Annotated in this window: 27 protein-coding genes; 8 read left to right on the top strand and 19 right to left on the bottom strand. The window is 65.5% G+C overall.

Annotated features, from left to right (window positions below; translation table 11 throughout):
• Position 1 precedes the first annotated feature (1 nt).
• Positions 2-727 carry a substrate-binding periplasmic protein gene (locus HNE05_RS07100; protein ID WP_240008830.1) on the bottom strand — a complete coding sequence of 242 codons (726 nt, stop codon included), beginning with the start codon at positions 725-727 and terminating at the stop codon, positions 2-4.
• A gap of 147 nt (positions 728-874) precedes the next feature.
• Here HNE05_RS07100 and HNE05_RS07095 point away from each other — a divergent pair, with 147 nt between their 5' ends.
• Entirely contained in the window at positions 875-1852 is a 978-nt protein-coding gene (locus HNE05_RS07095; RefSeq protein ID WP_173204864.1) for a zinc-dependent alcohol dehydrogenase family protein, read from the top strand.
• A gap of 256 nt (positions 1853-2108) precedes the next feature.
• Here HNE05_RS07095 and HNE05_RS07090 read toward each other — a convergent pair whose 3' ends face one another.
• The 9 genes from HNE05_RS07090 to HNE05_RS07050 all read right to left on the bottom strand — a co-directional run bounded on the left by HNE05_RS07090 (position 2109) and on the right by HNE05_RS07050 (position 9698).
• Positions 2109-2426 carry a DUF5629 family protein gene (locus tag HNE05_RS07090; RefSeq protein ID WP_173204861.1) on the bottom strand — a complete coding sequence of 106 codons (318 nt, stop codon included), beginning with the start codon at positions 2424-2426 and terminating at the stop codon, positions 2109-2111.
• A 55-nt stretch (positions 2427-2481) separates the two neighbouring features.
• Positions 2482-3855: an ATP-binding protein gene (locus HNE05_RS07085; RefSeq protein ID WP_173204858.1), complete on the bottom strand. Its 1374-nt coding sequence runs from the start codon at positions 3853-3855 to the stop codon at positions 2482-2484.
• Entirely contained in the window at positions 3852-4514 is a 663-nt protein-coding gene (locus HNE05_RS07080) for a response regulator (protein WP_173204855.1), read from the bottom strand. Before HNE05_RS07080 ends, HNE05_RS07085 begins: the two co-directional genes overlap by 4 nt.
• A 141-nt stretch (positions 4515-4655) precedes the next feature.
• Positions 4656-5300, bottom strand: a complete 645-nt coding sequence (locus HNE05_RS07075) for a tetratricopeptide repeat protein (RefSeq protein ID WP_173204852.1) — start codon at positions 5298-5300, stop codon at positions 4656-4658.
• Positions 5297-6094 carry an SDR family oxidoreductase gene (locus HNE05_RS07070; RefSeq protein WP_173204849.1) on the bottom strand — a complete coding sequence of 266 codons (798 nt, stop codon included), beginning with the start codon at positions 6092-6094 and terminating at the stop codon, positions 5297-5299. The genes HNE05_RS07075 and HNE05_RS07070 overlap by 4 nt, the downstream gene beginning before the upstream one ends.
• Positions 6081-6755: an iron-containing redox enzyme family protein gene (locus tag HNE05_RS07065; RefSeq protein WP_173204846.1), complete on the bottom strand. Its 675-nt coding sequence runs from the start codon at positions 6753-6755 to the stop codon at positions 6081-6083. The genes HNE05_RS07070 and HNE05_RS07065 overlap by 14 nt, the downstream gene beginning before the upstream one ends.
• 8 nt (positions 6756-6763) lie before the next feature.
• A complete protein-coding gene (locus HNE05_RS07060; RefSeq protein ID WP_173204843.1) occupies positions 6764-8233 on the bottom strand; it encodes an AMP-binding protein in 1470 nt (489 codons plus the stop codon).
• On the bottom strand, positions 8223-8897 hold the full coding sequence (locus HNE05_RS07055) for a thermostable hemolysin (RefSeq protein WP_173204840.1): 675 nt from the start codon (positions 8895-8897) through the stop codon (positions 8223-8225). Before HNE05_RS07055 ends, HNE05_RS07060 begins: the two co-directional genes overlap by 11 nt.
• A 150-nt stretch (positions 8898-9047) precedes the next feature.
• Positions 9048-9698 (bottom strand): YceH family protein, encoded by a 651-nt coding sequence (locus tag HNE05_RS07050; RefSeq protein ID WP_173204837.1) that lies wholly within the window; start codon positions 9696-9698, stop codon positions 9048-9050.
• 158 nt (positions 9699-9856) lie between these two features.
• On the opposite strand from HNE05_RS07050, the gene HNE05_RS07045 reads away from it, so the two are divergent.
• Both HNE05_RS07045 and gap read left to right on the top strand, forming a co-directional pair.
• The gene (locus HNE05_RS07045; protein WP_173204834.1) at positions 9857-10522 is read left to right on the top strand and encodes a COG3650 family protein; all 666 of its coding nucleotides are present in this window, start codon (positions 9857-9859) and stop codon (positions 10520-10522) included.
• An 85-nt stretch (positions 10523-10607) separates the two neighbouring features.
• A complete protein-coding gene (gap, locus tag HNE05_RS07040; RefSeq protein ID WP_173204832.1) occupies positions 10608-11624 on the top strand; it encodes a type I glyceraldehyde-3-phosphate dehydrogenase in 1017 nt (338 codons plus the stop codon).
• A gap of 12 nt (positions 11625-11636) precedes the next feature.
• Here gap and HNE05_RS07035 read toward each other — a convergent pair whose 3' ends face one another.
• The 8 genes from HNE05_RS07035 to HNE05_RS07000 form a co-directional block, all read right to left on the bottom strand.
• Entirely contained in the window at positions 11637-12107 is a 471-nt protein-coding gene (locus HNE05_RS07035; RefSeq protein WP_240008829.1) for a GNAT family N-acetyltransferase, read from the bottom strand.
• A 32-nt stretch (positions 12108-12139) separates the two neighbouring features.
• Entirely contained in the window at positions 12140-13234 is a 1095-nt protein-coding gene (locus tag HNE05_RS07030) for a PLP-dependent cysteine synthase family protein (RefSeq protein WP_173204829.1), read from the bottom strand.
• A gap of 9 nt (positions 13235-13243) precedes the next feature.
• Positions 13244-14152, bottom strand: coding sequence for a DMT family transporter (locus HNE05_RS07025; protein WP_240008828.1), 909 nt, complete (start codon positions 14150-14152; stop codon positions 13244-13246).
• Between the two features lie 257 nt (positions 14153-14409).
• Complete coding sequence (locus HNE05_RS07020) at positions 14410-16188, bottom strand: ABC transporter ATP-binding protein (protein ID WP_240008827.1); 1779 nt, start codon at positions 16186-16188, stop codon at positions 14410-14412.
• A complete protein-coding gene (locus HNE05_RS07015) occupies positions 16181-16789 on the bottom strand; it encodes a DsbA family protein (protein ID WP_173211622.1) in 609 nt (202 codons plus the stop codon). The genes HNE05_RS07020 and HNE05_RS07015 overlap by 8 nt, the downstream gene beginning before the upstream one ends.
• 37 nt (positions 16790-16826) lie before the next feature.
• Positions 16827-17762, bottom strand: coding sequence for an oxygen-dependent tRNA uridine(34) hydroxylase TrhO (gene trhO / locus HNE05_RS07010; protein WP_173204827.1), 936 nt, complete (start codon positions 17760-17762; stop codon positions 16827-16829).
• A gap of 183 nt (positions 17763-17945) precedes the next feature.
• On the bottom strand, positions 17946-18254 hold the full coding sequence (locus HNE05_RS07005; protein WP_173204825.1) for a BolA family protein: 309 nt from the start codon (positions 18252-18254) through the stop codon (positions 17946-17948).
• A gap of 10 nt (positions 18255-18264) precedes the next feature.
• Entirely contained in the window at positions 18265-18762 is a 498-nt protein-coding gene (locus tag HNE05_RS07000) for a DUF2059 domain-containing protein (RefSeq protein WP_173204823.1), read from the bottom strand.
• Between the two features lie 229 nt (positions 18763-18991).
• Between HNE05_RS07000 and HNE05_RS06995 the strand changes: the two genes are divergently transcribed.
• From HNE05_RS06995 to HNE05_RS06980, 4 genes are all read left to right on the top strand, one after another.
• On the top strand, positions 18992-20005 hold the full coding sequence (locus HNE05_RS06995; protein ID WP_173204821.1) for a DUF2804 domain-containing protein: 1014 nt from the start codon (positions 18992-18994) through the stop codon (positions 20003-20005).
• A gap of 78 nt (positions 20006-20083) precedes the next feature.
• The gene (locus tag HNE05_RS06990) at positions 20084-21478 is read left to right on the top strand and encodes a class II fumarate hydratase (protein WP_173204819.1); all 1395 of its coding nucleotides are present in this window, start codon (positions 20084-20086) and stop codon (positions 21476-21478) included.
• Positions 21471-22091, top strand: coding sequence for an NAD(P)H-dependent oxidoreductase (locus tag HNE05_RS06985; RefSeq protein WP_173204816.1), 621 nt, complete (start codon positions 21471-21473; stop codon positions 22089-22091). The genes HNE05_RS06990 and HNE05_RS06985 overlap by 8 nt, the downstream gene beginning before the upstream one ends.
• Before the next feature lie 208 nt (positions 22092-22299).
• Positions 22300-22509, top strand: a complete 210-nt coding sequence (locus tag HNE05_RS06980; RefSeq protein WP_173204813.1) for a DUF6316 family protein — start codon at positions 22300-22302, stop codon at positions 22507-22509.
• 304 nt (positions 22510-22813) lie between these two features.
• Here the strand turns inward: HNE05_RS06980 and pap are convergent, their stop codons facing one another.
• Positions 22814-24301, bottom strand: coding sequence for a polyphosphate:AMP phosphotransferase (gene pap / locus HNE05_RS06975; protein ID WP_173204810.1), 1488 nt, complete (start codon positions 24299-24301; stop codon positions 22814-22816).
• A gap of 85 nt (positions 24302-24386) precedes the next feature.
• Between pap and mnmC the strand changes: the two genes are divergently transcribed.
• A complete protein-coding gene (gene mnmC, locus HNE05_RS06970; RefSeq protein ID WP_173204807.1) occupies positions 24387-26351 on the top strand; it encodes a bifunctional tRNA (5-methylaminomethyl-2-thiouridine)(34)-methyltransferase MnmC2/FAD-dependent 5-carboxymethylaminomethyl-2-thiouridine(34) oxidoreductase MnmC1 in 1965 nt (654 codons plus the stop codon).
• Positions 26352-26369: the final 18 nt, after the last annotated feature.

The following is a 26369-nucleotide window of genomic DNA, read 5'->3' as shown; positions in this document are numbered from 1 at the left end:
CTCAGTAGTCGGCGTAGCGTTGCTCTATCCGCAGGTACTCGCCATTGGCCCGTATCGTCGCCAGGCCGAGTTCGAAGCGCTCGCGCTGCTCATCCAGGCGAAAACCAACGCTATAGGGTGTCGCCGGCAGCAGCATGTACCAGGTCAGCGGCTGGCTAGTATCGACCTGCTCGGCCACCTCGTGATTGAAATAGCGCAGGATGCGCGGATCCCCCACCACCACATCGACCCGGCCACTGTAGAGCAGGCGATTGCGGTTGATCTGCTGGGCTTCCTCGCGATAACGCGGATTGGCCTCCGCCATGGCCTGAAACTCCGGCCCCAACAGAAAACGGGCGCGCTGGAAGGTGCTGATCGAGTAATTCGCCAGCTCGGCGATACTGCTGATGCGATAGCCCCGCGCGGACAAAGCCACCGCGGCGTTGTGATAGTGGATATAGGGCGTCGAGTAGAACGCCTGAATACCGCTTTGCGGATTGGTCGTGGCGATGCCGTCCAGTTCACCACGGCGCAGCGCCAGGTGCAGGCGCTCCATCGGCGCGTAGTATGCCTCCAGGGTAAAACCCGCCGCGCTCACTGCCGCCGCGACGATGTCGTACTCCAGGCCGCGCCCTTCATTTTCGAAAATGTAAGGCGGTTTGTGCGTGCCGAAACCGATCCGTAGCGGCTCGGCCATTACGCCGGATGCCAGCAGCATCAACCCCCAGAGCCAACTGCGACACGGCATGCCTGCACCCCCGAAGAATCTTTCTAGGATAGGCCCAGCGGCACCTGCAGCGCCATCACCATGGCGTATGTCCGAGGATTCATCCCGTGCCGGTGACTAGGGGCTAGACTGCGTGGGTCTGTTCCATGGTTCGTTTGGAGAAACCCCATGCTCAAAGCCGAATACCAGCACCGCGGCAAGGTGCCTCAGGATGTCATCGAAGCGGTCGAACTGACCCTGCCCGCGCTGCCAGCCGGCCAGGTTCTGGTCAAGGTCCTGGCTGCCCCGATCAACCCGTCCGACGTGCTCACCCTTACCGGCGAATACGGCATGCTGCCGCCGCTACCGGCGATTGGCGGTAACGAAGGTGTCGGCCGCGTCGAGCAACTGGGGGAAGGCGTGAGCAACCTCAAGGTTGGCCAGACCGTGCTGCTGCCCGTCGGTAGCGGCACCTGGGTGACCCACCTGCATGCCCCGGCCAACAAGCTGATCCCGCTGCCGGACGCCGACCCACAACAGCTGGCGATGATGACCATCAACCCACCGACCGCCTCGCTGCTGCTCAGCGAGTTCGTCGACCTCAAGCCGGGCGACTGGGTGATCCAGAACGCGGCCAACTCGGGCGTCGGCGGTTACCTGATCCAGCTGGCCAAGCTGCGCGGTTTCAAGACCATCAACGTGGTGCGCCGCGAGTCGGCCATCGCCGAGGTCAAGGCCGAAGGCGGTGATGTGGTACTGGTCGATGGCCCTGATCTGCCCAAGCGCGTACGCGAAGCCACTGGCGGCGCGCCAGTGATGCTGGGTATCGATGCCATCGGCGGCGCAGCCACCGACCACCTGGCCGCATCCCTTGGCGAAGGCGGCACCCTGGTCAACTACGGCCTGATGAGCGGCCAGCCGTGCCAGGTCTCGGCGGCCTCGTTCGTCTTCCGCGACGTGACCCTGCGTGGCTTCTGGCTGGCCAAGTGGTTCCAGAAGGCGACCCCGGCCGATCAGTTCAAGGTATTCGGCGAGCTGACCCAGCTGATTGCCGCTGGCAAGCTCAAGGCACGCGTCGCTGCCACCTTCGATATCAGCCAGATCAAGCAGGCCATCGCTGCAGCGGCCAGTGGCGAGCGCGGTGGCAAGATTCTGATCGTGCCCTGACCAGGGCCCAGGCAGGCCGCTTTCTATGGTGGGCGTACTGACCCGCACCACTGATGACTGCAGTGCGGTGGGTGTTTGTGGGGGCGAATTCATTGGCGATCTGGGCGGGCTCGGCGTTGCTTGCCTATCGCCAATGAATTCGCGCCCATGAAACGCACACGCGGCAGTCAATTACCTGCCGCGCCACATCCGCAAAAGGCGCGTTTTTACTGCCTATAGCGACGCCAGCAGATTTGCCTACGCTCGCGTGACAGGCTCAGCTGACCGCCTCGTCGTTGGCTGCCTCGTCGTCATCCTCATTACTGGCATTGACGCCACTGAGAATGATCAGCTCATGGCTCGCCTCGGCACCTGCAAGTTGCCAGCAGTCAACCGCCGCGCCCTGGCTGGCGGCAGCAATGGCTGCGGCGCTGAAATTCCACACGCGCCGCTCGCGGCCATCCATGCACTCCACACGCAGCTGCACCTGCTCGTCGCTGGCCGCTTCGATCAGTTCGAACTGCCAGGCATGCAGGCCATCGATCAGCAGCATGTCGGCGTGTTGCAGTTGGGTCAACAGGTTGGGCGTGGTCATGGGGCAATCACCGAAAGGGAAAGCGCCATGATAAGCCATGCAGCCCTACCCTGGCCTAGGCCGGCGGGTGACGGGGCAGCTCCAGACTGGCTTGCAAACCGCCCTGGAGCAGATTGCTCAGGTGGATACGCCCGCCCAGCCGCGAGGCAATCATCTCGACGATGGCCAGGCCGAGGCCGGCGCCCTGGCTGTTATCGCGGCTGTAGAAGCGTTCGAAGACCCGTTCCAGCTCTTGCGCAGCAATGCCTGGGCCCTGGTCTTCGACGCTCAGGCAGAGTTTCTCGGCATCAGCGCTGAGCCGCACCCTCAGCTGGCCATGGGCCGGCGAGAAATTCGCCGCATTGGTCAGCAGGTTCTGCAGGGCAATGCCGATGGAGCCGGCGTCAGCTGCGAGGTGATAGTCACCTTCGGCCACTTCCAGCGACAGCTCCAGGCCCTGTTTGAGCACCCAGGGCGTCAGCTCGGCCAGGGTTTCACGGGTCAGCGCCTGCAGGTCGATGATCGGCCAGTTGCCCTTGGCCAGCGTCGGTTCGACCCGAGCCATGGTCAGCAGCTGGTTGACCACCCGGGTGGCGCGGTCGATACCGCCGATTAGGAAGCCCAGCGACTCGTTGCGCTGCTCCTCATCGCCGGCCTGAATGGCGTTCTGCACATGCACGCGCAGCACCGCCAGCGGCGTGCGCATCTCGTGGGCAGCATCGGCGATAAAGCGCCGCTCGCGCTCCAGCACTTGGTCGATCTGCGCCAGCAGGCGATTGAGCGCCGCCTGCATCGGCTCCAGTTCAGCGGGCAAGGGCTGCAGTTGCAGCGGCTCCAGCGAGTCGGCATGTCGCGCGCGAATCACCGCGGCCATGTTGCGCAGAGGTTGCAGCCCCCAGCCAATCGCCCACCAGATCAGCGCCGCCAGCACGATGCTGCCGATCAGGTTGGGCAGCAGGGTGTGGCGCACGATGCTGGCCACCAGTTCCTGGCGCACATCGTCGCGCTCTCCGATCCAGATGCGCACGCCCTGCTGCTCGTCGATCAGCAGGAAGCCCCGCCACTGGTGCGGTCCCAGGTCGATATCGGCAAACCCGGCCTGGCGCGGCGGCTCGTCCAGCTGCGGGGCACTGGCGGTACGCACCAGTACCTCGCCCGCCGGCCCCCAGATCTGGAAGGCCAGCTTGCTCTCGTAGGGATGCCCCGCTTTGTGCTGTCCGGCCTGGCCGAGCGCCGAGTTGAAGGCGGCATACAGCTCACTGCGCTCAGCACTGGGCAAGGGCATGTGCATCACCCCTTGCAACAGGCGCGCGGTGTTGGCCAGCTGGGCGTCGTAGACCTCCTCCACCTCGTGGGAGCTGTCCAGGTAGTTGAACAGCGAGATCAGCGCCGTGCCCAGCAACAGCAGGCTGAGGACCAGAGCGAGGATGCGCCGGCGAATCGAGGTCATGGCTGTTCTTCCACCAGGTAGCCGACGCCACGCACGGTGCGGATCAGGTTATTGAACAGTTTCTTGCGCAGGTGATGGATATGCACTTCCAGGGTGTTGCTCTCGGCTTCCTCGTCCCAGCCGTAGAGCGACTGGGCCAGGCGCTCGCGGGTCAGCACCTTGCCCGGCTGCGACAGCAGCTCGTGCAGCAACAGGTATTCCTTGGGCGTCATCGGCACGGCCTTGCCCAAATAGGTGACCTGCTGCGAAGACGGATCGAGACTGACCCCGGCATGCTCGATGCGCACTTCCGCGCGCCCGGCACTACGCCGCAGCAAGGCGCGCAGGCGGGCCTTGAGCTCATCGAGGTCGAAGGGTTTGATCAGGTAGTCGTCGGCACCGGCATCCAGCCCGGCAATCCGATCCTCGGTGGCATCACGCGCCGTGAGAATCAGCACCGGCAGGGCTGAGCCGCTCTTGCGCAGCTGCTGCAGCACCTGGATGCCACTCAGGCGCGGCAGGCCGAGGTCGAGCACCAGCAGGTCGAAGCTCTCGCTGAGCAGGGCGTGCACCGCACTGGCGCCGTCCTGCAGCCAATCCACCGTGTAGCCTTCCTGGCGCAACCCCAGGCGCAGGCCCTCGCCCAGCGCCTTGTCATCCTCGACCAACAGTAAACGCATGCTGTGCCCTTCGTTCAGTTCTTCTTTGTAACGCAGCGCCTGTAGGAGCCAGCTTGCTGGCGATGCCTTTCGCGGTGCACTGGATCGCCAGCAAGCTGGCTCCTACCTAGAGCTATGTCGCCGACTGGGGCCTAGCTTTCTTTATTGCAGCTCTTCTTCCACGGCCTTGAGCAGGGTATCGATTTCGCCCTGACGGCCCAGGTCGGCCAACTCGCGGCCTGGCCGTGCCGGCGCCTGCTTGGCCTTGAGCAAGGCCTGCCGAGCTTCGGCGAATTTGTCCTGGCGGTAAAGGTAGTCGCCCCAGAAATACAGGCTGTCGATACCCGTGGGGTTGAGTTTGAGCGCCTGTTGCAGCAGTTGTGCAGCCTTGTCATCGTCGCCGAAGCCGACCGGCCAGCCCGGCACCTGCGCATACAGGGTGCCCAGGCTGGTATAGGCCGACCCTTGCAGCGCGGCCGGATCGAGCTGGATGGATTTTTCCAGGGAGTCGCGCGCGCTCTTGGCCTTGCCCAATGCACCAAGGCCACCCTGGGCGCCGGCCCAGCTGCTGGTGACGATGCCGTGCCAGATCCAGGCCTCGGCCGCCTGCGGCTGCTCGCGGGTAAACGCGGCGCTGTCGGCGGCCAGTTGCTCGAAGGCCTTCTCTTTCTGTGCCGCATCGGTCTGGTACTGGATCTGCGCCCAGCGCGCCTGCACGTGCTTGAGGCGTTGCGTGCCGGCCTCGTCCAGGGCCCAGGCGGGCAGGCTGAAACTCAGGACCACGAGCAGGGAAAGCAGCTTATTCATAGATGGGACTCCTTGTTGCTGAATTGACGAATCAGCGGCAGCTGCTTGCGCAGGGCCTTGTCGACCACCCCGGGCAATAGGCCGTTGAGGCGCACGAAGAATTTTTCCGGCCAGCCGAGATACAGCTCACTGCGGTCGGCGACTATGGCTTTCAGCACCTCGGCCGCCACCTGTTCCGGCGCGTCCATGCTCACCTTGAGCGCCGAATTGAGCGCCACGGCGGCGGCACTGTTCATGCTGGTGCGGGTGGCGCGCGGAGCGACGTAGAGCACGCCTACACCGGTATCCGCCACTTCCCGGCGCAGCGCCTCGGAGAAGCCGCGCAGGGCGAACTTGCTGGCGCAGTAGGTGGCATAGCCGGCATAGCCGATCGAGCCGTAGGTCGAGCCGACGTTGACCAGCAGAGCCTGGCGCTGCTGACGCAGCAGCGGCAACAGGGCACGGGTCAGCTGCACGGTGGCGACCAGGTTGAGGCCGAGCATGTCGGCAATTTCCTGGTCGTCCAGCTGCTCCAGCATGGCGAAGCGATTGACCCCGGCGGCATTGATCACCAGGTTGAGGCCACCCAGGCTGCGCGCCGCCTCGACCACCGTCTGGCGCCCGGCCAGGCTGGTCAGGTCGGCCTCGATACGCCGCAGCTGTTTGGGATAGCGCCGCGCCAGCTCATCCAGCGCCAGCCCCTGGCGGGACACGGCGAGCACCTGGGCGCCGCCGGCACACAGCTGTTCAGCCAGCGCCAGGCCAATACCGCCACTGGCGCCGGTGAGCAGCGCGCGACATTCAGGCAGCCGCATGCTGCACCTCGTTGCTGCGCGGCAGGCCGCGGAACATATCGGTATACAGGCGGTAAACCATCTGGCTGGCATGGATCACCGCGGCCTTGTCTTCCGCACAGTCCAGACGGTCCATCAAGCCGCGATAGGTTTCCATATGGCCGATGTCCAGGGCGCCATGGGAGAACAGGTAGCTGAAGGCTTCCTTGGGCAGCCCCAGGCGACTCTGGATGGTGCCGGCGGCCTGGCTGGCCAAGGCGATGCTGGTGCCTTCCAGCACGTTGACCATGCCGAACAGCGCGACCGGGTTGCCGCGGGCGATGGTGTCGTAGAGGTAGCTGACCATCAGCTCGATTGCCGGGCTCGGCTGGCCGTTGCGCACCGCTTCGGCGTCGCCACCGCAGGCAGCGATATCGTTGAGGATCCACTGCTCATGGCCGTACTCCTCCTCGATGTATTCGCACACGGCCTGGCGCAGCCACTCCAGGCGGGCCGGCAGGCGCGCGCCGCAGGCCATCATCAGCGGCACGGTGTGACGCACGTGGTAATAGGCCTGGGTGAGGAAGGCGATGTAGCTGTCCAGGCTGACCTGGCCGGCCAGGGCATCCTGGATCACCGGCAGGCTGAACAGGGTCTGGCGCTCGTGGGCGGTGGCGGCTTGCAGTTCGTCGAAGAATTTCATGGTTGACCTCATGCGGTTAAGGATTCGGAAAGGAGTTCGCCGTAGTGCGCCAGAATGGCGTCGCGACGGGGCCGGCCATTGGCCGTGAGCAGGCCATTGGCGGGGCTAAAGGGTTGTTCCAGGCGCAGCCAGCGGCCGACTCGGGCGTAGTCCGGCAAGCCGGCATTGGCCGCCTGCACGGCCGCTTCCAGCACGCTGTCCGGGCAACTCGGATCGAAGGGCCAGAGCAACGCGACGTTGCGCGGCAGGCTCTCGCCCTGCACGAAGGCCTGGGCGATGGCGCCGCGCTGGGTCAGCTCGGCTTCCACCCACTCCGGGTTGACGTTGCGGCCGAAGCTGGTGGTGAACTGGTGCTTCTTGCGCCCGCGCAGGTAGAGGTAGCCGTCAGCATCGAATTCGCCGATATCGCCAGTGGGCCACCACTCTCCACTGAAGGCCGGTTCGCCCAGGTAGCCGAGCAGAGTCGAACCGCTGACCAGCACTTCGCCGTCTTCGGCCAGGCGTACCTGCACATGGCTCAGCGGCTTGCCGACGCTGCCGATGCGCTTGTCCTCGGGGCGATTGAGGCAGACCACCGAGGCGCATTCGGACAGGCCGTAGCCTTCATACACCGGCAGACCGACGCGGGCAGCGCGCTGCAGCAGATCCGGCGAGACCTTGGCGCCACCCACGGCGATAAAGCGGAAGCCACTGGCCGGCACGGCGCCGCGCTCGATGGCGGTGACCAGACCGAGTAGCAGTTGCGGCACCAGAATCAGGCTCTGCGCGCCGCGTACCATCAACAGGCCGAGCAGACGCGACCAGTCGACGCCGCTGGCGCCCTGAATACCCAGCTGGCGTTGCGACGGCACGCTGAGCGTGGCGCCGGCCAGCAAGGCGGCGTAGATGCCGAGGTTTTCCAGCAGTACGGCCAGCGGCAGCACGGCCAGGTAATGCTGCGGCGCACTGCTGCGGCTGACGTCCTCCAGCTCGCGGGCCACGCGCAGCATGGCCTCGGCACTCAGGCACACGCCCTTGGGCGTGCCGGTGGTGCCGGAGGTGTAGGTGATCTTGGCTGTGCCGGCGGGCAAGTGGCTGCTGTCTGCGTCTGCCGACAGGCGCCAGAACAGGCCGTCGTGCTGATAACCGCAGCTCTGCAACTCCTCGTTCATGCTGTCTTCGGCAATCACCAGGGTCGCCCGACTCTGTTGCAGGCAGTGGGCACGCTGGGCCGGACTGAAGAACGGCGGCAGGATCACGCAGGCGATCCCGGCAAACAGCCCCGCCAGGTCCCAGAGCACCGCCTCGGTGCCGTTTTCCAGGGCCAGGGCGAACACCTTGCCCCCCTGCATGCGCAGCAAGGCTTCACGGCGCTGAACTTCCTGCAGCAGACTCTGGTAATCCACACGATCACTGTCGCCCCACAAAGCCAGACGTTGGGGTTGCGCCTCGGCATGGGTCTGCAGAGCGTTGCGCAGGTGCTGCAGTTCAGGCTGCATGGGAGGCATCCTCACAAAGGAGAAAACCCAGGCGCTGCAGCACGCCCTGCTCGCACAGCTGGCGATAGCCAAGCTGGATATTGCCGGCAAACACCTGGGGCCGCTGCGCGTAGTACTGGCCCCAGTCATGCTGCTGCTCGCCTAGGCGCTGCGGGTCGGCCTCGCACAGGCGCAGGGGTTCCAGGCCAAGGCGGCGGAAGCTGTTGATCAAGGTCGCGGCACCGGTAAACACCACCCATTGCAGGCCGCGGCGGGCCAGCAGGCAGGTCATGGCGATGATGATCAGGCGTGCATTGCCGGGGCTGATCGCGGCCAGGTTGCCGACTTCGACGATCTCAGTGCGACTGACCGGACGCTCGGCCAGGCGGGCGATCACATTCTCTACCGGCGCCTGCAGGTACTGTTCGAGAAACAGCTCGTCGCTGCGCGCCAGGCGTGCGCCACAGACGGCGGTCAGCTCGGCCTGGGGCGTGCGCAGACCGAGCAGCTCGGGCATGAAGTGGCTGACCCGGGCGCCATGGGCTTCGTTGAAGCGCTGGTGAATGAAGTGCTGGTAAGCCGCACGCTGTTGATCCTGCTCGCCCACCAGGCAAAGGCTGGATTGGCACTGCGGATCGGCACCGAAGTGCAGCGGGAAGACAGTATTCCACTCGGGATGATGCATCGGGCTCCCTCCACGGGACAGTTCGTGGAGGTGAGTATCTGCAGCGAGTCTTAATGAATCCTGAAGCTAGCGCGAAGCGCTTGCTATCTTTCCTGACAGCTCAGCCGGTAACTTCATCCAGGGTGCGCAAAGCGCACCCTGGAACCTGGATCAACCTTCCAGACGCGCCAGGCGCTCTTCCAGCGCCGCCACCCGGGCTTCCAGTTCAGCGATGCGGCTGTCGTCCACGCCACTGCTGCGCGGCGCGCTGTCGGCCTGGCTACGGGCGACAAGCAGGGCGTCGAGGTCAGCCGGTTCACCGAGCAGGTGCATGTAGCGATCCTCGCGCTGGCCGGACTGACGCGGCAACAGAAATGCCAGGCCGCGGGCCGCCAGGCGCTCCAGCTGATGCTGCACTTCGGCGACATCATCGAACTGGAACAGGCGGTTGCTGCGCGTGAGCAGTTCGTTGAGGGTCTGCGGGCCACGCAACAGCAGCAGGCCGATCAACGCCACCTGCGGCTTGACCAGTTCCAGGGTCTTGTCCGCCCGCTGCTCCCAGCGATCGGCACGGCCGCCCATCACCAGGCGACTCAGGCCGCGCCCTTCGAGGCTGCGCAGACCCTGGCCGACCTGGCCTTCGGTCAGACTCATCAACGGCTCGCGGCTGGTCTTCTGGTTGCAGGCCAGAACCACGGCATTCACGGTGAGCGGGTAGGTTTCCGGCGTGGTGGCCTGTTTCTCGATCAGGCAACCGAGGATGCGCGCTTCGATGGCGCTGAGCGGGTCAATGCCCGGGGTGGTATCGGCTTCGCTGGACATGCGGTTATCCGTGCTGTGACAAAGGCCCTAGCCTGACACGTGCACACCCCGCTGGGAATCTTCGCGGATTCGCTGCCGGACACATCGTCAAGCTGGCAACCCTTGAGATCGACACAGGCTCTGGGTAACGTGGCCGCACTTTGCCCGGAGAGCCCGTCATGTCCCCTGCCCGTTCCCTGTTGTTCGCCCTCGTGCCGCTGTTCGCCGGTTGCCAGGTATTCCAGCAGCCTGAGCCACCGTTGCCCATGCAACGCCTGCAGGGTGAGCTGAGTTCCGGCAGCAGTGGCCTGCAGTTCCGCCCCTGCGGCGAGCAACGCCAGTTCAGCATCAGCAACGACGGCAGTACCGATATCGTGCGCGAAGCGGCAGAACTGCTCGCCGACGGCCCCGGCCCGCTGTTCGCCGATGTCAGTGGCCAGCTCGGCGCCAGCTCGCTAGAGGGTGCCGATGGTCAGCTGCAGCTCAGCGAGGTGTACCGCATCCAGCGCGAAGGCCCGGCCTGCAACGAGGCCGGCTTCCAGCGCCTGCTCCTGCGCGCCAATGGCCACGAGCCGGACTGGAGCATCAACGTCACCGGCAAGGGCCTGGCCCTGCTGCGCCCCGGCCAGCCGGCGCTCGCCCTGCCCTACCTGGAAGAAGCGCTGCCGGACGGCCGCTTCAGCCTCAGCAGCGAAGCCAACGGCCAGCGTTTGGACCTGTGGGTCGCCCCGCAGCGCTGCACCGACAGCATGAGCGGTACGGTGCAGCACCTGAGCGCCGAGCTGCGCCTGGACGGGCAGATCTACCGCGGCTGCGGCTCGCTCGGTGGCGCGCGTAACCGTTAAGTAGCCATTTAGCTTCTAGCTGCCACAAGGCAGCCTCCCGACCAGCCGCCTATGCTCTAGGCAAACCAGCCTGTCGGAGACTGCCATGCTGCGTATTGCCCTCAATGGATATGGGCGCATTGGCCGCGCCCTGGTTCGTGCGCTGTTCGAACGCGGACTGGAAAACCAGTTGCATGTCGAAGCGATCAACGAAATCGGCGAGTTCAACACCCTTGCCCACCTGACCCGCTTCGATTCCACCTTCGGTCGCTTCAACGGCCATGTCGGCCTGCACGATGACATCCTCCAGGTGCACGGCCAATCGATCCGCCTGTTCGGCGAGAAGGACATCGCCAAGCTGCCCTGGAAGCAGCTGGCCGTGGATGTGGTGATCGACTGCACCGGACGCCTGAAAAAGCGCGTGCTGGCCGAACAGCATCTGGCCGCCGGCGCCCCTCGGGTGCTGCTCTCGCACCCGCTGGATACGGCCGACCTGACCGTGGTCTACGGCGTCAATCATCACCTGCTGGGCAACCAGCAGATCGTCTCCAACGCCTCCTGCACCACCAACTGCCTGGCGCCGCTGGCCCAGGCGCTGCACACCGCGGTGGGCATCCGCCAGGGCCTGATGACCACGGTGCACGCCTACACCAACGACCAGAACCTGCTGGACAAGACCCACAACGATCTCTACCGCGCCCGCGCCGCGGCCCTGTCGATGATTCCCACCAGCACCGGCGCGGCCAAGGCGATCGGCCTGGTGATTCCGGAGCTGGCCGGCCGCCTGGATGGCCTGGCGATTCGCGTGCCGACCGCCAACGTGTCGCTGCTCGACCTGACCTTCAACAGCGAGCACCCGACCAGCCGCGAGGCGATCAACGACACCCTGAGCAAGGCCGCCCGGCAATTCCCCTTAGGGGTGATGGAATGCAACGACCTGCCGCTGGTGTCCTGCGACTTCAATGGCTACCCGGTGTCCTGCGTGGTCGACCTCAATCACACCCGCGTGCAGGGCAATGACCTGGTCAAGGTACTGGCCTGGTACGACAACGAATGGGCGTTCGCCAACCGCCTGCTGGATGTGCTGCTGGCCTGGCTCAAGCCGCAGGGGCCAGGCGTCTAGCCCGCTGCGCCTTTACTCGACCTGCAGATAGCACAGCGTGGTGCGCCGTGAGCCATTGGCGCGGCGCTCGGGGTCGGCAAAGGTGCGCACCTCGACGAAACCGGCCTTGCGCATCATCCCCGCCGAGCCGGGATTCTCCTCGTGGCGTTCGATGTAGATATCGCGTACGCCCTGCGCCGCCAGCTGACTCACCGCCTCGCTCAATAAACGCGAACCCAGCCCCTGGCCAACCCAGTCACGATGCACCACCGCCTCTCCGATGTAGCCCTGGGGCAGATCACGGCGCGGCGCTGGCTGATAATCACGGCAGTTGCTGCTGTGCAGGAAGGTGACGAAACCAACCAGCTCCCCCGCTTGCTCCGCCACCACGGCCTGCACACTGCCCTCGACTATGCCGTGCAGATGCCCCAGTACCGCCTCCTGCGGCAGGTAGTTCCAGGGGTTGGCGCCATGCTCGAAGATAAAGACGGCCAGCGCTGGCACATCCGCAGGCCGCGCCAGCCTGCTAGCGGGATTCACAGGCCAGCCCGGCGCAGATGGTCCGGCAAGGCGATGCCCTGCTCGGCGCAGGCGGCCACGCAGTCGATCAGCGGCGCCAGCTCGAAGCCCTCGGCCTGCAGCCAGGCGGCATCGTAGTAGCTGGTGGCGTAGCGCTCGCCACCATCACAGAGAATCGCCACCAGCGAACCCTGTTCGCCGGCCGCGCGCATCTGCTGCGCGGCCAACAACGCGCCAACCAGGTTGGTGCCACTGGAAGCGCCAACCCTGCGCCCCAGGCGCTGCGCCAGGTAATGCATGGCCGCCAGCGACAGGCCGTCCGGCACCTTGCACATGGCGTCGATCACCTGCGGCACGAACGACGGTTCGACCCGTGGCCGACCGATGCCCTCGATGCGCGAACCGCAGTCCAGGGTCAGGCTGCGGTCGCCACTGACGTAGCTGTCGAAGAACACCGAACGCTCGGCATCGGCGCACAGCACGCGGGTGGCGAGCTGACGGTAGCGCACGTAGCGCCCGAGGGTCGCCAAGGTGCCGCCCGTGCCGGGGCTGGAGACCAGCCAGCTGGGCTCGGGGAAACGCTCGTGACGCATCTGCTGGAAGATCGACTCGGCGATATTGTTGTTGGCGCGCCAATCGGTGGCGCGCTCGGCGTAAGTGAACTGATCCATGAAGTGACCGCCGTGCTCAGCAGCCAGACGCACGGACTCGGCGTGGATCTGCGTCGGGTCGGCGACCAGATGGGTCTGGCCACCGTAGAAGGCGATCTGCGCCAGCTTCTCGCGGGCCGTGCTGGCCGGCACCACGGCGATAAAAGGCAGGCCGAGCAGACGGGCGAAATAGGCCTCGGAGATTGCCGTGGAGCCGCTGGAAGCCTCGATCACCGGCGCCCCCGGCTTGAGCCAGCCATTGCACAGGGCATAGAGAAACAGCGAACGGGCCAGGCGATGCTTGAGGCTGCCGGTGGGGTGACTGGATTCGTCCTTGAAATACAGCTCGATACCGGGAAAACCCGGCAGATCGAGGGGGATCAGGTGGGTGTCGGCGCTGCGCTGGAAGTCCGCCTCGATGATGCGTACGGCTTCACGGGTCCACTGACGGCTATCGCTCATGACTGTTCCTCAATCGAGAATCCCGGCTGGCGGCGGCACACTGCTGCGCCACTGGCTCAACGCCACGCCGACGAACACCAGCGCCGCCGCCAGGTATTGCAGCGGACTCAGGCTCTCACCCAGCAACAGCGCGGCGAAGATCAGGGTGAATACCGGGATCAGGTTGGTGAACCCCGACGCCTGGCTGGCCGGCAGGCTGCTCACCCCATAGTTATAGAGGCCATAGGCGCCCACCGTAACCACCAGGCCGAGGTACACCACCGAGCCGACACCCAAGGCGCTGAACTGACTGGGCAACGGCTCGGTCAGCAGCGCCAGCGGCAGGAAGAACAGCGAGCCGATGAAGGCCTGCATGGCGGTGAGGATGAACGGAGAGTAGCGCTGCGAGAGAAATTTCAGCAGCAGCGTGTAGCCCATGGCACAGAGCATGGCGAGAAACTCGTAGAAGTTGCCCAGCAACGGCGCCGGCGCGCTGCTGCTGGCTTCACCGGCCAGGCTCAGCCACACCGCACCGACCACCGCCAGGAGAAAGCCGGCCAGGGTGGTGCGGGTGATACGTTCGCGCAGGAACAGATAAGCGCCCATGGCCACTAAAAGCGGCAACAGCGCGGTGATCATGCCGGCCTGGGCGGCGCTGGTGTTCTGCAACGCCAGGGCCTCGAAGATGAAGTACAGGCAGGGCTCGCACGCCGTCAGGGCGAGCAGGTATTGCCAGTCGCCGGCCCGGTAGTCGAGCCGCCCACGCCAGCGCCAGGCCAGCAGAAAGACCAGGCTGCCGAGGGCCATACGGCCGAAGATCACCCACATCGGCGGCAGTTCGCTGAAGGCGAATTTAAGGGCAATGAACGAACTGCCCCACAGGGCCATGGCCAGTACCAGGCAACCCATCGCCAGCCCGCGGCTATGCTGCAGCGTCATTGCACACTCCGATCAGAAAACGCTCAGCATAGAGACTGGAAAGAGACGGCGACAGACACAGCCGGGCAGCAAAACTGTGTGGCTAGCAGGCGATTGAAGAACGGTGGCGAGGCAGCCGAGACAAGGCACAACGAGCAACGGGAGTAACAGCCACAGGCTGGCCCTGCGGGTCGCGCTGAAGCGCGTTAGCCGCAAGCGGCTTGCTGAGCCTGTTGTTAACGCCGCGATGGCAACGCAGGTGGTTTTTCAACAGCCTGCTAGTGCTGCAGATGCCCGTAGAGCTTGGCATACAGCCCCCCGTCGGCGATCAGCTGCTGATGGCCGCCATCCTCGGCGATGCGCCCGCCGTCGAACACCAACACCCGATCGGCCTGTTTCACCGCACTCAGGCGGTGGGCGATGATCAGTGTGGTGCGGCCGCGGAGGAAGCTGGTCAGGGCCTGGTGCAGGGCATATTCGGTGGCCGCATCCAGGGCCGAGGTGGCTTCATCGAGGATCACCACCTTGGGCTCGGCCAGCACCATGCGCGCCACGGCCAGGCGTTGGCGCTGGCCCCCGGACAGGCGCACGCCGGAACGGCCGACCATGCTGTCCAGACCCTGCGGCAGCGCACGGATGGTCGCCGCCAGCTGGGCGATTTCCAGGGCCCGCCAGCAGGCTTCGTCGTCACGCTCGCGGCCCATGCACAGGTTGGCGCGCACCGTGTCGTTGAACAGGGCCGGATGCTGCAGGACCACGGCGACGTTCTCGCGCACGGTTTCCAGGCCGATTTCCTCCAGACTGGCGCCACCGAAGCGGATGCTACCCGCCTGGGCCGAGTACAGACCTAGAAGCAATTGCACCAGGGTGCTCTTGCCACCACCGCTGGCGCCGACAATCGCGACCTTTTCACCCGGCGCGATGCTCAGGTTAAGGTCATCCAGCACCGGTTCCTCGCGGTAGGCGAAACTCAGTCCGCGCACCTCGATACCCACCGTATCGCGACCCTTGAACGGGTCGAAACGGCCGGGATGCTGCGGCTCGTCGGCCCGTGCCAGCAGCTCGTTGATCCGCTGCAGCGCACCACCGGCCGCGTAGTAGGCATATTGCAGGCTGAGCAGTTGCTCCACCGGGCCGATCATGAACCACAGGTAGCTGAACACGGCGAGCATCTGCCCGATCGACAGGTCGGACAGCAGCACGGTGAGCATGGCTGCGGCACGGAACAGGTCGATGCCGAACTGGAACAGCAGGCCGCTGCTGCGACTGGCCGCATCGCTCTTCCACTGCGAAGCCACCGCGTAGTCGCGGACCTCTTTGGCGCGCAGGCCGAGGCGGCCGAGGAAGAAGCCCTGGCGATTGCCGGCGCGTACTTCCTGGATGGCTTCGAGGGTTTCAGTGAGGGCCTGGGTAAAGCGCGAGGTGCTGTCGTTCTCCAGTTTCTTCAGGTGCTTGACCTGTTTACCCAGCTGCACCGTGGCGAAGATCACCAGCGGGTTGAACAGCAGGATCAGCAGCGCCAGCTGCCAGTGCATCCACAGCAGGATCGCGGCGGTGCCGGTCAGGGTCAGCAGGGCGACCAGGACGCGGCTGAGGGTTTCCCCGATGAACTTGTCGAGGGTGTCCAGATCGGTCACCAGGTGCGCGCTGACCGTGCCACCCCCGAGGTTCTCGTACTCGCCGAGGGAGATGCGCTTGAGCCGCTCGATCAGGCGAATGCGCAGGCGATAGATCACATCTTTGGACAGCCGGGCGAACAGGCGCGCCTGCAGCACGTTGCTGGCCAGGGCGCCGAGGCGCAGCAACAGGGTCAGGCCGAGCATCAGGCCGATATAGCCGGCGGCGTTTTCCCAGGAAGCCGGGAGGAACTGATCCATCACCTTGAGCGCGGCATTGCCATCGCCGAGCAGGACTTCATCGACCAGCAGCGGCAGCAACAGGGGAATCGGTACGCTGCACAGGGTGGCGAAGACGGCAATCAGGTTGGCCAAAATCAGCGCCTTGCGATGCTGCAAGGCGAGCTGGCGGATCTCCGCCCAGGTCAGCCGATCAGCCACGCGCACCTCGCTGCAGCCAACGTTCGAGCATGGGCGCCAGCTCCTCCAGCGGTTGGTAGCCATTGGTCAGCAGCGCCAGCTGGCCATCGCGTTCGGCCAGCAAGGTAGGGAAACCGGCGATACCCAGATCCTGCACCCAAGAAAAATCGGCGGCAGTCGCCGCGTGCATCTGCTCGCTGTCGAACAGCTCGGCGAATTCGATGCGCGGGATACCGGCCTGCTCGGCCAGTTCCACCAGCAACTGCGGGCGAGTCACATCGCGGCCCTCGGCGTAGAAGGCCTCCTGGATCAGCTGCAGCAGCGGCCACACACTCTGCTCGTCCAGGCTACGCGCAGCCACCAACGCGCGGCAGGCCGGCTCGGTGTTGTAGACCAGGCCATCGGGCAAGGCGTCATGGAAGTTGAACAACTGGCCAGTGCGCGCGTTGACCGCCTGCCAGTGCGCGAGGATGCGCACCTTACTTACTGGGTCGAGCGCAGCGCGCTCCTGGCGCAAGCCGCCCACCACGATATGCAACGGCACCCCGCCGGCCGCCGCCTGCTGCGCCAACGCCGCAACCACCGGAGCGAAGCCCCAACACCAGGAGCACATGGGATCCATCACGTAGAGCAGGCGGGGTGGGCGCACAGGCTGATCCTTACTGGTCGAGGGCCTTGTAGTTGAAACCTATGGGGTGCGGCAGATTGCGCGCCTTGGCGATCTCGATCTGCTTCTGCCGTTCACGGGCGCTGGTGCGGGTCTTCTCCGACAGCGTATCCCAGCAGTGCGGGCAGCTGATGCCGGGGGCATAGTGCTCGGACTGGCGATCATCCACGGAAATCGGCGTACGGCAGGCATGACACTGGTCGTAGTCGCCTTCGGAGAGATCGTGACGCACGGTGACCCGGTTGTCGAACACGAAGCAGTCACCGCGCCATTTGGTCGCTTCCTGCGGCACTTCTTCGAGGTATTTAAGGATGCCGCCCTTGAGGTGATAAACCTCCTCGAAACCTTCGCCCAGCATGTAGCTGGAGGCCTTCTCGCAGCGGATGCCGCCGGTGCAGAACATCGCCACTTTCTTGTGCTTGCTCGGGTCGAAGTGCGCCTTGATGTATTCGGGGAACTCGCGGAACGACTTGGTCTTGGGGTCGATGGCGCCTTCGAAGGTACCGATGGCCACTTCGTAGTCGTTGCGGGTATCGATCAGCAGCACTTCGGGGTCATTGATCAGGGCATTCCAGTCCTGCGGCTCGACGTAGGTGCCGACCTTGCTGTTCGGATCCACGCCCGGTACGCCGAGGGTGACGATTTCCTTCTTCAGCTTGACCTTGGTGCGGTAGAACGGCTGATCGTCGCAGTAGGATTCTTTATGGTCGATATCGGCCAGGCGCGGATCCAGGGCGAACCAGGCAAGCAGGCCATCGACGCCTTCGCGGGTACCGGAAACGGTGCCATTGATGCCCTCTTGGGCCAGCAGCAGGGTGCCTTTGATGCCGTTGTCGAGCAGGGTTTGCAGCAGGGGTTCGCGCAGCGCTTCGTAGTCCGGCAGGGAGACGAACTTGTACAGCGCCGCGACGACGATCTTTGCAGTCATCGGGACTTCTCTCCAGTGGTCGTCCTCGCAAAGGACGGACCGGGGTTTAAACGACAGCGCCGGCAAGGGCCGGCGCGGGAGCAATTCTAACGCAGGGCAAGGCGGCGGTGCAGCCTGGCTGGATCAACGGAGTCTGTAGGGCGGGTGAAACCCGCCAACCGAGCAACGCGGGTTTCACCCGCCCTACGTATGATCGTGCTGGCTGCCGCCCTTACAGGTCGGCGAGGCCGGCGCGACGCCCTGCTCCGTCCACTCCTCGGGGGTATAGGTGTGCAAAGCCAGGGCATGGAACTGGCCCATCAGCTCGCCCAGGCTGGCATACACCTTCTGGTGCCGTTTGACTGCGTTGAGGCCGCCGAAAACCGGGCTGACGATGATTGCCTTGTAGTGGGTCTGCTGGCCACGGCTGTGCATGTGGCTCTCGTCCAGCACCTCGAGGTGCTCGGGTTGCAAGGCGTCCAGGGCCTGCAGAATCTGTTCGCGCATGTTCATCGATCAGTCCTCAGGGCTTCTGCTTGTCCAGTTCGGCGCTCATTTCTTCCAGCAACCGGTTCACTTCCGGCACTGCAGCTTGCAGGCGCGACTGGGAAATCTGTACCGACTGGGCCGCCAGCACCGGCATCTTCTCCAGCACCTTGCGCCCGATCGGGCTCTGGTAGAAAGCCATCAGTTCCTGCAGCTCGGACTCGCTGAAGGTGCTGGTGTAGAGCTTGATCATGTCCGGCTCCAGCTTGTCCCAGCCGATGGCGCGGTTCAGCGCCGCATCGGCCTTGACCTGATAGCTCTCCAGCAGAGCCTGCTTGTCGGCCGGCGCCTGGGCCTGGGCAAAACGCTGGGCAAACATCTGCTGCACCTGGGCATACACCGGCACGGCCAGCTTGTCGGCACGGGTCAGTTCGAGGAAGCGTTCGGCCTGGGCAGCATGGCTGGCGGCATCGGCGAATACCGGACCACTGACGGCCAGCAGCAAAGCAGAACAAACAAGGCGCAGACGGCTCATGGAGTTTCCTGGGTTAATAAAGGCAGAAAAGTGCGGGCGCACATTCTGCGCCCACCGCCTGCTCCGCTCAAGCCAGGGCCAGCACGCGGCAGCGTCCAGCGGTTGTCAAAAGGCCAGCACTTGCCCATTCTTGATCCATGGAGGCATGCTGCGCAGCACTTGAGCAGCTGCCCCACTTTATATACGTCACCGGCACAGCCCGGTGACGCCTTGCACATGGACGTGTCTGATGAACAGCTTCATCAACAGCATCACCGCCCCGCCCTTACAGCCACTGTGCGACAGCCAGGGCCGGCTCAACCCACAGGCCGTGGGCTGGTCGTCACGCCCCGTGGTGCATTGCGCCCTGCCCGGCAATGTCGGCCGACGCAAACGCTGGAACCACTGGTGCATCACCACCCCGCACTGGATGCTGGCCCTGACCTTCGCCGACCTCGATTACCTGGGTTATGGCGCGGCCTACTTCCTCGACCTCGACAGCGGCAAGCTGGTCAGCCACACCCAGCTGCGCCTGCTCGGGCGGGGCTGCACGCTGCCCGATACGCCACTGGAAAGCCATGAGTTCTGCAGCAACCGCCTGCACCTGCGCGCCGATGACCGTGGCTCGGCGGTACGCCTGACGGCCAGGGCCGCCAATATCGGCGGCCAGCCCCTGCAGGCGGCTCTGGACATCCTGCGGCCCGCGCACCTGGACTCGGTCAACCTGGTCTGCCCCATGGGCGGCCGCGCGTTCCACGCCACCTGCCGCCAACTGGGCCTGCCCGTCAGCGGTAGCGTGCAACTGGGCGGTCGGCAGTACCACTGTGTGCCGGGGCAGAGCTTTGCCTCGCTGGATTTCGCCCGTGGCATCTGGCCCCTGCGCAGCCACTGGACGCGCGCTGCCTTTGCCACTGCGGGCGGCATCGCCGGCAACTTCGGCGCCGGCTGGAGCGACTACAGCGGGCTCTCGGAGAACGCCTTGTGGTTCGGTGGCGAGCTGCTGCACCTGGAGGAGCCGGTGCAGATCGAACAGAACCCACAGGGCCCGTTGGCGCCGTGGCGCCTGAGCAGCGCCAGTGGTCAGGTCGAACTAACCTTCACACCCCGCCAGCAGCATCAGGCCTATCCGAAAATCGGCCCGTTCTACGCCGATACCCGCCAGTGGTTCGGTTGCTTCGATGGCGTCCTGCGCGGCCCGCGCGGCGAGAAGGTGCCGGTGGCGAATGCCTATGGCTGGGTCGGAGCAACCCACGCACGCTGGTAATCGCTTCGATAGAAACAGCCGGGAACCGCTCCAGCCTGGCGCGGCCTAAACTGCCGGAAGCCCATTTGGAGAAAGCCCATGAGCCGCATCGAAACCGACAGTATCGGCGCCATCGAAGTCCCCTCCGAGGCTTACTGGGGCGCGCAGACCCAACGCTCGCTAATCAACTTCGCCATCGGCGAGCAGCGCATGCCGCTGGCAGTGGTGCATGCCCTGGCACTGATCAAGAAAGCCGCGGCGCGGGTCAATGACCGCATCGGCGAACTGCCACCGGATATCGCCCGACTGATCGAACAGGCCGCCGACGAGGTGCTGGCTGGCCAGCATGACGCGCAGTTCCCGCTGGTGGTGTGGCAGACCGGCAGTGGCACGCAGAGCAACATGAACGTCAACGAAGTGATCGCCGGACGCGCCAATGAACTGGCCGGCAACGCACGGGGCGGCAAGAGTCCGGTACATCCCAACGACCACGTCAACCGCGCACAGAGTTCCAACGACAGCTTTCCCACCGCCATGCACATCGCCGCGATGCAGGCCGTGCAGCATGAGCTGCTGCCGGCCATTGCCGAGCTGTCCGGCGGCCTGGCCGAGCAGGCGGCGCGGCACATGGATCTGGTCAAGACCGGGCGGACCCACCTGATGGACGCCACGCCCATCACCTTCGGCCAGGAGCTGTCGGCCTTCGTCGCGCAGATCGACTACGCCGAGCGGGCGATCCGCGCCACCCTGCCGGCCGTCTGCGAACTGGCTCAGGGCGGCACCGCCGTGGGCACCGGACTGAATGCCCCGCACGGCTTTGCCGAAGCCATGGCGGCCGAGCTGGCAGCACTGGCCGGCCTACCCTTCGTCCCGGCGCCGAACAAGTTCGCCGCCCTCTCCGGCCATGAGCCGCTGACCAGCCTGTCCGGTGCGCTGAAAACCCTGGCCGTGGCGCTGATGAAGATCGCCAATGACCTGCGTTTGCTCGGCTCGGGGCCGCGCGCCGGCTTCGCCGAGGTCCGCCTGCCGGCCAACGAGCCGGGCAGCTCGATCATGCCCGGCAAGGTCAATCCGACCCAGTGCGAGGCGCTGTCCATGCTCGCCTGCCAAGTGCTGGGCAACGACACCACCATCGCCTTCGCCGCCAGCCAGGGGCACCTGCAGCTCAACGTGTTCAAGCCGGTGATCATCCACAACCTGCTGCAATCGATCCGCCTGCTCGCCGACGGCTGCCGCAACTTCAACCAGCACTGCATCGACGGCCTGCAGCCGGATGCCCGGCAGATGGCCGCACACCTGGAGCGCGGGCTGATGCTGGTCACCGCGCTGAACCGCCATATCGGCTACGACAAGGCCGCCGAGATCGCCAAGAAGGCCTACGCCGAAGACCTCAGCCTGCGCGAAGCGGCCTTGCAGTTGGGCTACCTGAACAACGAACAATTCGACGCCTGGGTGCGTCCGCAAGACATGCTGGAGTCTGGACAACATGGTTGATGAAGCGAAAAGCGGCGCCACCCCGCTGGAAGGTGACGGCAAACGTATCCTGATGATCCTGGGTACGCCCAAGACCGACAGTTTCTGCCATGCCCTCGCCGAGGCCTATAGCAACGGCGCGCGCGGCGAAGGCCACGTGGTACGCCAGCTCAAATTAGGAGAAATCCACTTCGATCCGATCCTGCGCGACGGTTACAGCCAGGGCCAGGCCCTGGAACCGGACCTGCTGGAAGCGCAGCGGCAGATCCACTGGGCCGAGCACCTGGTGTTCGTCTACCCGGTCTGGTGGGGTGGCGTGCCGGCCCTGCTCAAGGGCTTTTTCGACCGCACCTTCCTGCCCGGCTTCGCCTTCAAGTACCGCAACCGCTCGCAGCTGTGGGACAAGCTGTTGAGCGGTCGCACCGCCGACCTGCTGGTGACCCTGGATACGCCGCCCTGGTACTTCCGCTGGATCTACGGCGCGCCGGCGCACCGCCAGATGACCCGTACCATCCTTGGCTTCAGCGGCATCAAGACCCGCCGCCTGGCCGAGTTCGCCCCCGTGCGCCCGTCCACCGAGGAACAGCGCCAGGGCTGGCTGCGCCGTGCCGAACGCCTGGGAGTTCGCGCCTGAATCTCTCTTGATCGACGACCTGAGGCACCTTGCTCGCCATCCGTCAGGTAAGCCTCCACAGCCCGCGCCGAGCAGACGACAGCAGGAGCCGATAATCGGCTCCACCGCCTGCAACTGAACAAAATTTGACCACTTGTCGCCCACGCCTGCTCGGCGCCCTGCAGCCGCTAGACTAAAAACAGTGCAGCTTCGAGCAGGAGATTCCACTATGTTTGGTCAGCGTCGCGTCGACCCGACCGCCGGCACCCATTACCGCAGCGAGCGGGTCAGTGCGGTCAACGGCCAGTACTTCTTTTCCACCCGCGAAGGCACCCTGGAAGGCCCTTACTTCACCCGCGTCGATGCCGAACGTGAGATTGGCTCCTATATTCGCCGCATGATGCAGGCCAACCAACTCGCCGCTAGCAGGGTGTACTAGGGTCTGTTGCCGTTCCGTTCGCGAACCGCGTTGCTGCGCAAAATCGCGCCAGGCTAGGCGCGGGACGCAGGCAATGGCATCCCCTTGGCAAGTCCCGCAACAACGCATGGCGCGATTTTGCGCGCAACCCGCAGGGACGGGCCCGTTTTTTGCGCGGGACGTCGTTACTCGACGGCTCATTTGGACGACCAAACTTCGCGTCTCGCGCCTAGCCCCGCGCAAAAACGGGCTCCGTCGCGGCCGTGAACGAAACGGCAACAGACCCTAGGCATCAGGGCGCCTGTCGGGCTCACATCAGCGTCGATCAACCCTTGGCAAAGGCCTTCTCCAGCGCCTCATTGATGGTGCGCAGCACCTTGACCCGGGCAAAGCGCTTGTCGTTGGCTTCGACCAGGGTCCAGGGCGCAATCGCCGTACTGGTGCGGTCGACCATGTCACCTACCGCATCGCGGTACTCCTGCCACTTGTCCCGGTTGCGCCAGTCTTCCTCGGTGATTTTGAAGCGCTTGAAGGCGATCTGCTCACGCTCCTTGAAGCGCTGGTACTGGGTGTCCTCGTCGATAGCCAGCCAGAACTTCACCACCACCACCCCAGCCTCGCTCAGTTGCTCCTCGAAATCGTTGATCTCACTGTAGGCACGCAGCCAGTCGCCAGGCTCACAAAAACCTTCGACCCGCTCCACCAGCACCCGCCCATACCAGGAGCGGTCGAACACGGTGAAGTTGCCGCGCGCCGGGATATGCCGCCAGAAGCGCCACAGATACGGCTGGGCACGTTCCTCCTCGGTGGGTGCGGCGATCGGCACGATGCGGTACTGGCGCGGGTCCAGCGCCGCCGCCACGCGGCGAATGGCGCCGCCCTTGCCGGCGGCGTCGTTGCCTTCGAACACCGCCACCAGGGCGTGCCGGCGCATGCGCTTGTCACGCATCAGGCCGGCCAGGCGGGCCTGCTCGGTGGCCAGCTGCTCCTGGTAGTCCTCCTTCTCCAGCGCCTGACTCATATCCAGGCTGTCGAGCAGGCCGCGGTTATCCAGGCTGGCCGTCAGCGGCGCCACATGCGGGTGCCCCGACCGCCGCGCCTTGGCCTTCAGCGCCGCCTGCAGACCGTCGAGCAGAATGCGTCCAACCGTCAGGCTGCGGTAATACTCGTCGACACCCTCCACCACGTACCAGGGCGCGAAATCGCGGCTGGTGCGCCGCAGCACCCGCTCGCCGTAGCGCACGAAGCGGTCGTAGGTCTCCGACTGCTGCCAGTCCAGCGGGCTGATGCGCCAGCTGTGCAGCGGATCATCGCGCAGCGACTTGAGGCGCGCCTTCATCTGCTTCTTGGACAGGTGGAACCAGAACTTGAAGATCAGCGCACCCTCGTCGCAGAGCATCTGCTCCAGGTTGAGCGCGCCATCGATGGCCTGATCCAGCACCGCGGTCTTGAAGTGGCCATGCACCCGCCCCTGCAGCATCTGGCTGTACCAGTTGCCGAAGAAGATGCCGATCCGCCCCTTCGGTGGCAGCTGCCGCCAGAAGCGCCAGCCCGGCGGTCGCGCGCGCTCCTCATCGGTCTGCTGATCGAAGGTGCTGACCTGGATCAGACGGGGGTCCATCCACTCGTTGAGCAGTTTGACCGTCTCGCCCTTGCCGGCACCCTCGACCCCGTTGATCAGGATGATCACCGGGAAACGCCCCTGCTGCTTGAGCTCGTACTGGGCTTCCAGCAGCGCTTCGCGCAGCGCCGGCGCTTCCTTGTCGAAGGTTTCCTCGTCGACGGCGTGGCCCAACTCGGCGGATTCGAACATGTGCAACTCCCTGATGTGATTTGCACAGCCTAGCCCGTCGGCGCGCTGCTGGCATTACAATGCGCGCCTCTGCACAGGTGTCCGCATGCCCGACTCTCCCTACGCCCAGCTCGACTGGGATGCCCAAGGCCAACCGCTGTCACGTCAGTTCGACGACGTGTACTTCGCCCGCGAAGATGGCCTGGGCGAAACCCGCCATGTCTTTCTCGCCGGCAATCAGCTGGCCGCGCGCTGTGCCGCGCTGCCAGCCGGCGGGCGCCTGTGCATCGGCGAAACCGGTTTCGGCACCGGTACCAACTTCCTCTGCGCCTGGCAGCTGTTCGAGCAGAGCGCACCGAGCGACGCCCAGCTGCATTTCGTCAGCGTGGAAAAATACCCGCTGAGCCCCGCCGACCTGCAACGCGCCCTGGCCCTGTGGCCGGAACTGGCGCCCTGGTCCAGCCAGTTACTGGAGCAGTACGTGGCCATCCACGCCGGCTTCCAGCGCCTGCTGCTGGCCGGTGGCCGGGTGGTGCTGACCCTGCTGATCGGCGATGCCATGGAGCTGCTGCCGCAGCTCGATGGACAGATCGACGTGTGGTTCCTCGACGGCTTCGCCCCGGCGAAGAATCCGGACATGTGGGGCTTGCCGCTGTTCCAGCAACTGGCCCGGCTGTCCGCTCCCGGCGCCAGCCTGGCCACCTTCGCCAGCAGCGGCTTCGTGCGCCGCGCACTGATCGAGGCCGGCTTCGCCATGCGCCGCGTGCCGGGCTATGGGACCAAGTGGGAAAACCTCAACGGCCATTACGCCGGGCCCGCCGCAGCAGCGGAAAAACCCTGGTTTGCCCGCCCGCAGTACCGTCCGCCGCAACGCACGGCGCTGGTGATCGGTGCCGGCCTGGCCGGCTGCGCCACGGCCGCCAGCCTGGCCGCACGGGGCTGGCAGGTGAGCCTGCTGGAGCGCCACGCCGACGTGGCCCAGGAGGCCTCAGGCAATCCTCAGGGCGTGCTCTACCTCAAGCTCTCCGCCCATGGCACGGCGCTGTCGCAGCTGATCGTCAGCGGCTTCGGCCATACCCGCCGCCTGCTCCAGCGCTTGCAGACGGGCAGCGACTGGGCGCCCTGCGGTGTGCTGCAACTGGCCTTCGACGCCAAGGAAGCAGAACGCCAGGCGCGCCTGGCCGCCGCCTTCCCCAGGCAGCTACTGCACAGCCTCGACCAGGCCCAGGCCGAAGACCGCGCCGGTATCCGCCTGCCGGCCGGAGGCCTGTTCTACCCCGACGCTGGCTGGGTGCATCCGCCGGCACTCTGCCAGCTGCTGGCCGAGCACCCGCAGATCCGTCTACTGACGCATAGCGAAGCCCTGCAGCTGCGCCGGGTCGATGGCCAGTGGCAGGCCCTGGACGGCGAGCGCCTGCTGGCCAGTGCGGCGGTCGCCGTGCTGGCCGGCGCCGCCGAGGTCAAGCGCTTCGCCGCTGCCGCCGAGCTGCCGCTCAAGCGCATTCGCGGGCAGATCAGCCGCCTGCCGCAAACGACTGCCAGCGCCGCACTGGCCTGCGTGGTCTGCGCCGAAGGCTATGTCGCCCCGGCGCGCCACGGCGAACATACCCTGGGCGCCAGCTTCGACTTCCACAGCGACGACCTCAGCCCGACCGCCGCCGAACATGCCGGCAACCTGCAGCTGCTGCAGGACATTTCCAGCGACCTGGCCGCCCGCCTGCAGGCCGATCAGCTCGACCCGGCGCAGCTCGAAGGCCGCGCCGCCTTCCGCTGCACCAGCCCGGACTACCTGCCCATCGTCGGCCCGCTGGCCGACAGCACGGTCTTCGCGGCGGCCTATGCCGTGCTCGGCAAGGATGCCCGTCAGGTGCCGGACAGCCCCTGCCCCTGGCTCGACGGCCTGTACGTCAACAGCGGCCACGGTTCACGCGGGCTGATCACGGCCCCGCTGTCCGGCGAACTGCTGGCCGCCTGGCTGAATGACGAGCCGCTGCCCGTACCACGCAGCGTGGCCGAAGCCTGCCACCCCAATCGCTTCGCCCTGCGCAGACTGATCCGCAACACCAAATAACCCTTCATCGCTGCGCAG

Source organism: Pseudomonas campi, from assembly GCF_013200955.2.
GTDB lineage: Bacteria > Pseudomonadota > Gammaproteobacteria > Pseudomonadales > Pseudomonadaceae > Aquipseudomonas > Aquipseudomonas campi.
This window is presented reverse-complemented; position numbering and strand designations above follow the sequence as displayed.

Bases quoted from the DNA above. Each gene is read 5' to 3' on its own strand.
- HNE05_RS07030 (WP_173204829.1), bottom strand. From the start codon at position 13,234: ATGAGCGATAGCCGTCAGTGGACCCGTGAAGCCGTACGCATCATCGAG.
- HNE05_RS06985 (WP_173204816.1), top strand. From the start codon at position 21,471: ATGGTTGATGAAGCGAAAAGCGGCGCCACCCCGCTGGAAGGTGACGGC.
- HNE05_RS06990 (WP_173204819.1), top strand. From the start codon at position 20,084: ATGAGCCGCATCGAAACCGACAGTATCGGCGCCATCGAAGTCCCCTCC.
- HNE05_RS07090 (WP_173204861.1), bottom strand. From the start codon at position 2,426: ATGACCACGCCCAACCTGTTGACCCAACTGCAACACGCCGACATGCTG.
- HNE05_RS07000 (WP_173204823.1), bottom strand. From the start codon at position 18,762: ATGAGCCGTCTGCGCCTTGTTTGTTCTGCTTTGCTGCTGGCCGTCAGT.
- pap (WP_173204810.1), bottom strand. From the start codon at position 24,301: ATGTTCGAATCCGCCGAGTTGGGCCACGCCGTCGACGAGGAAACCTTC.
- trhO (WP_173204827.1), bottom strand. From the start codon at position 17,762: ATGACTGCAAAGATCGTCGTCGCGGCGCTGTACAAGTTCGTCTCCCTG.
- HNE05_RS07095 (WP_173204864.1), top strand. From the start codon at position 875: ATGCTCAAAGCCGAATACCAGCACCGCGGCAAGGTGCCTCAGGATGTC.
- HNE05_RS07075 (WP_173204852.1), bottom strand. From the start codon at position 5,300: ATGAATAAGCTGCTTTCCCTGCTCGTGGTCCTGAGTTTCAGCCTGCCC.
- HNE05_RS07005 (WP_173204825.1), bottom strand. From the start codon at position 18,254: ATGAACATGCGCGAACAGATTCTGCAGGCCCTGGACGCCTTGCAACCC.
- HNE05_RS06995 (WP_173204821.1), top strand. From the start codon at position 18,992: ATGAACAGCTTCATCAACAGCATCACCGCCCCGCCCTTACAGCCACTG.
- HNE05_RS07100 (WP_240008830.1), bottom strand. From the start codon at position 727: ATGCCGTGTCGCAGTTGGCTCTGGGGGTTGATGCTGCTGGCATCCGGC.
- HNE05_RS07060 (WP_173204843.1), bottom strand. From the start codon at position 8,233: ATGCAGCCTGAACTGCAGCACCTGCGCAACGCTCTGCAGACCCATGCC.
- HNE05_RS07085 (WP_173204858.1), bottom strand. From the start codon at position 3,855: ATGACCTCGATTCGCCGGCGCATCCTCGCTCTGGTCCTCAGCCTGCTG.
- HNE05_RS07045 (WP_173204834.1), top strand. From the start codon at position 9,857: ATGTCCCCTGCCCGTTCCCTGTTGTTCGCCCTCGTGCCGCTGTTCGCC.
- gap (WP_173204832.1), top strand. From the start codon at position 10,608: ATGCTGCGTATTGCCCTCAATGGATATGGGCGCATTGGCCGCGCCCTG.
- HNE05_RS07070 (WP_173204849.1), bottom strand. From the start codon at position 6,094: ATGCGGCTGCCTGAATGTCGCGCGCTGCTCACCGGCGCCAGTGGCGGT.
- mnmC (WP_173204807.1), top strand. From the start codon at position 24,387: ATGCCCGACTCTCCCTACGCCCAGCTCGACTGGGATGCCCAAGGCCAA.
- HNE05_RS07065 (WP_173204846.1), bottom strand. From the start codon at position 6,755: ATGAAATTCTTCGACGAACTGCAAGCCGCCACCGCCCACGAGCGCCAG.
- HNE05_RS07080 (WP_173204855.1), bottom strand. From the start codon at position 4,514: ATGCGTTTACTGTTGGTCGAGGATGACAAGGCGCTGGGCGAGGGCCTG.
- HNE05_RS07050 (WP_173204837.1), bottom strand. From the start codon at position 9,698: ATGTCCAGCGAAGCCGATACCACCCCGGGCATTGACCCGCTCAGCGCC.
- HNE05_RS06980 (WP_173204813.1), top strand. From the start codon at position 22,300: ATGTTTGGTCAGCGTCGCGTCGACCCGACCGCCGGCACCCATTACCGC.
- HNE05_RS07015 (WP_173211622.1), bottom strand. From the start codon at position 16,789: ATGGATCCCATGTGCTCCTGGTGTTGGGGCTTCGCTCCGGTGGTTGCG.
- HNE05_RS07025 (WP_240008828.1), bottom strand. From the start codon at position 14,152: ATGACGCTGCAGCATAGCCGCGGGCTGGCGATGGGTTGCCTGGTACTG.
- HNE05_RS07055 (WP_173204840.1), bottom strand. From the start codon at position 8,897: ATGCATCATCCCGAGTGGAATACTGTCTTCCCGCTGCACTTCGGTGCC.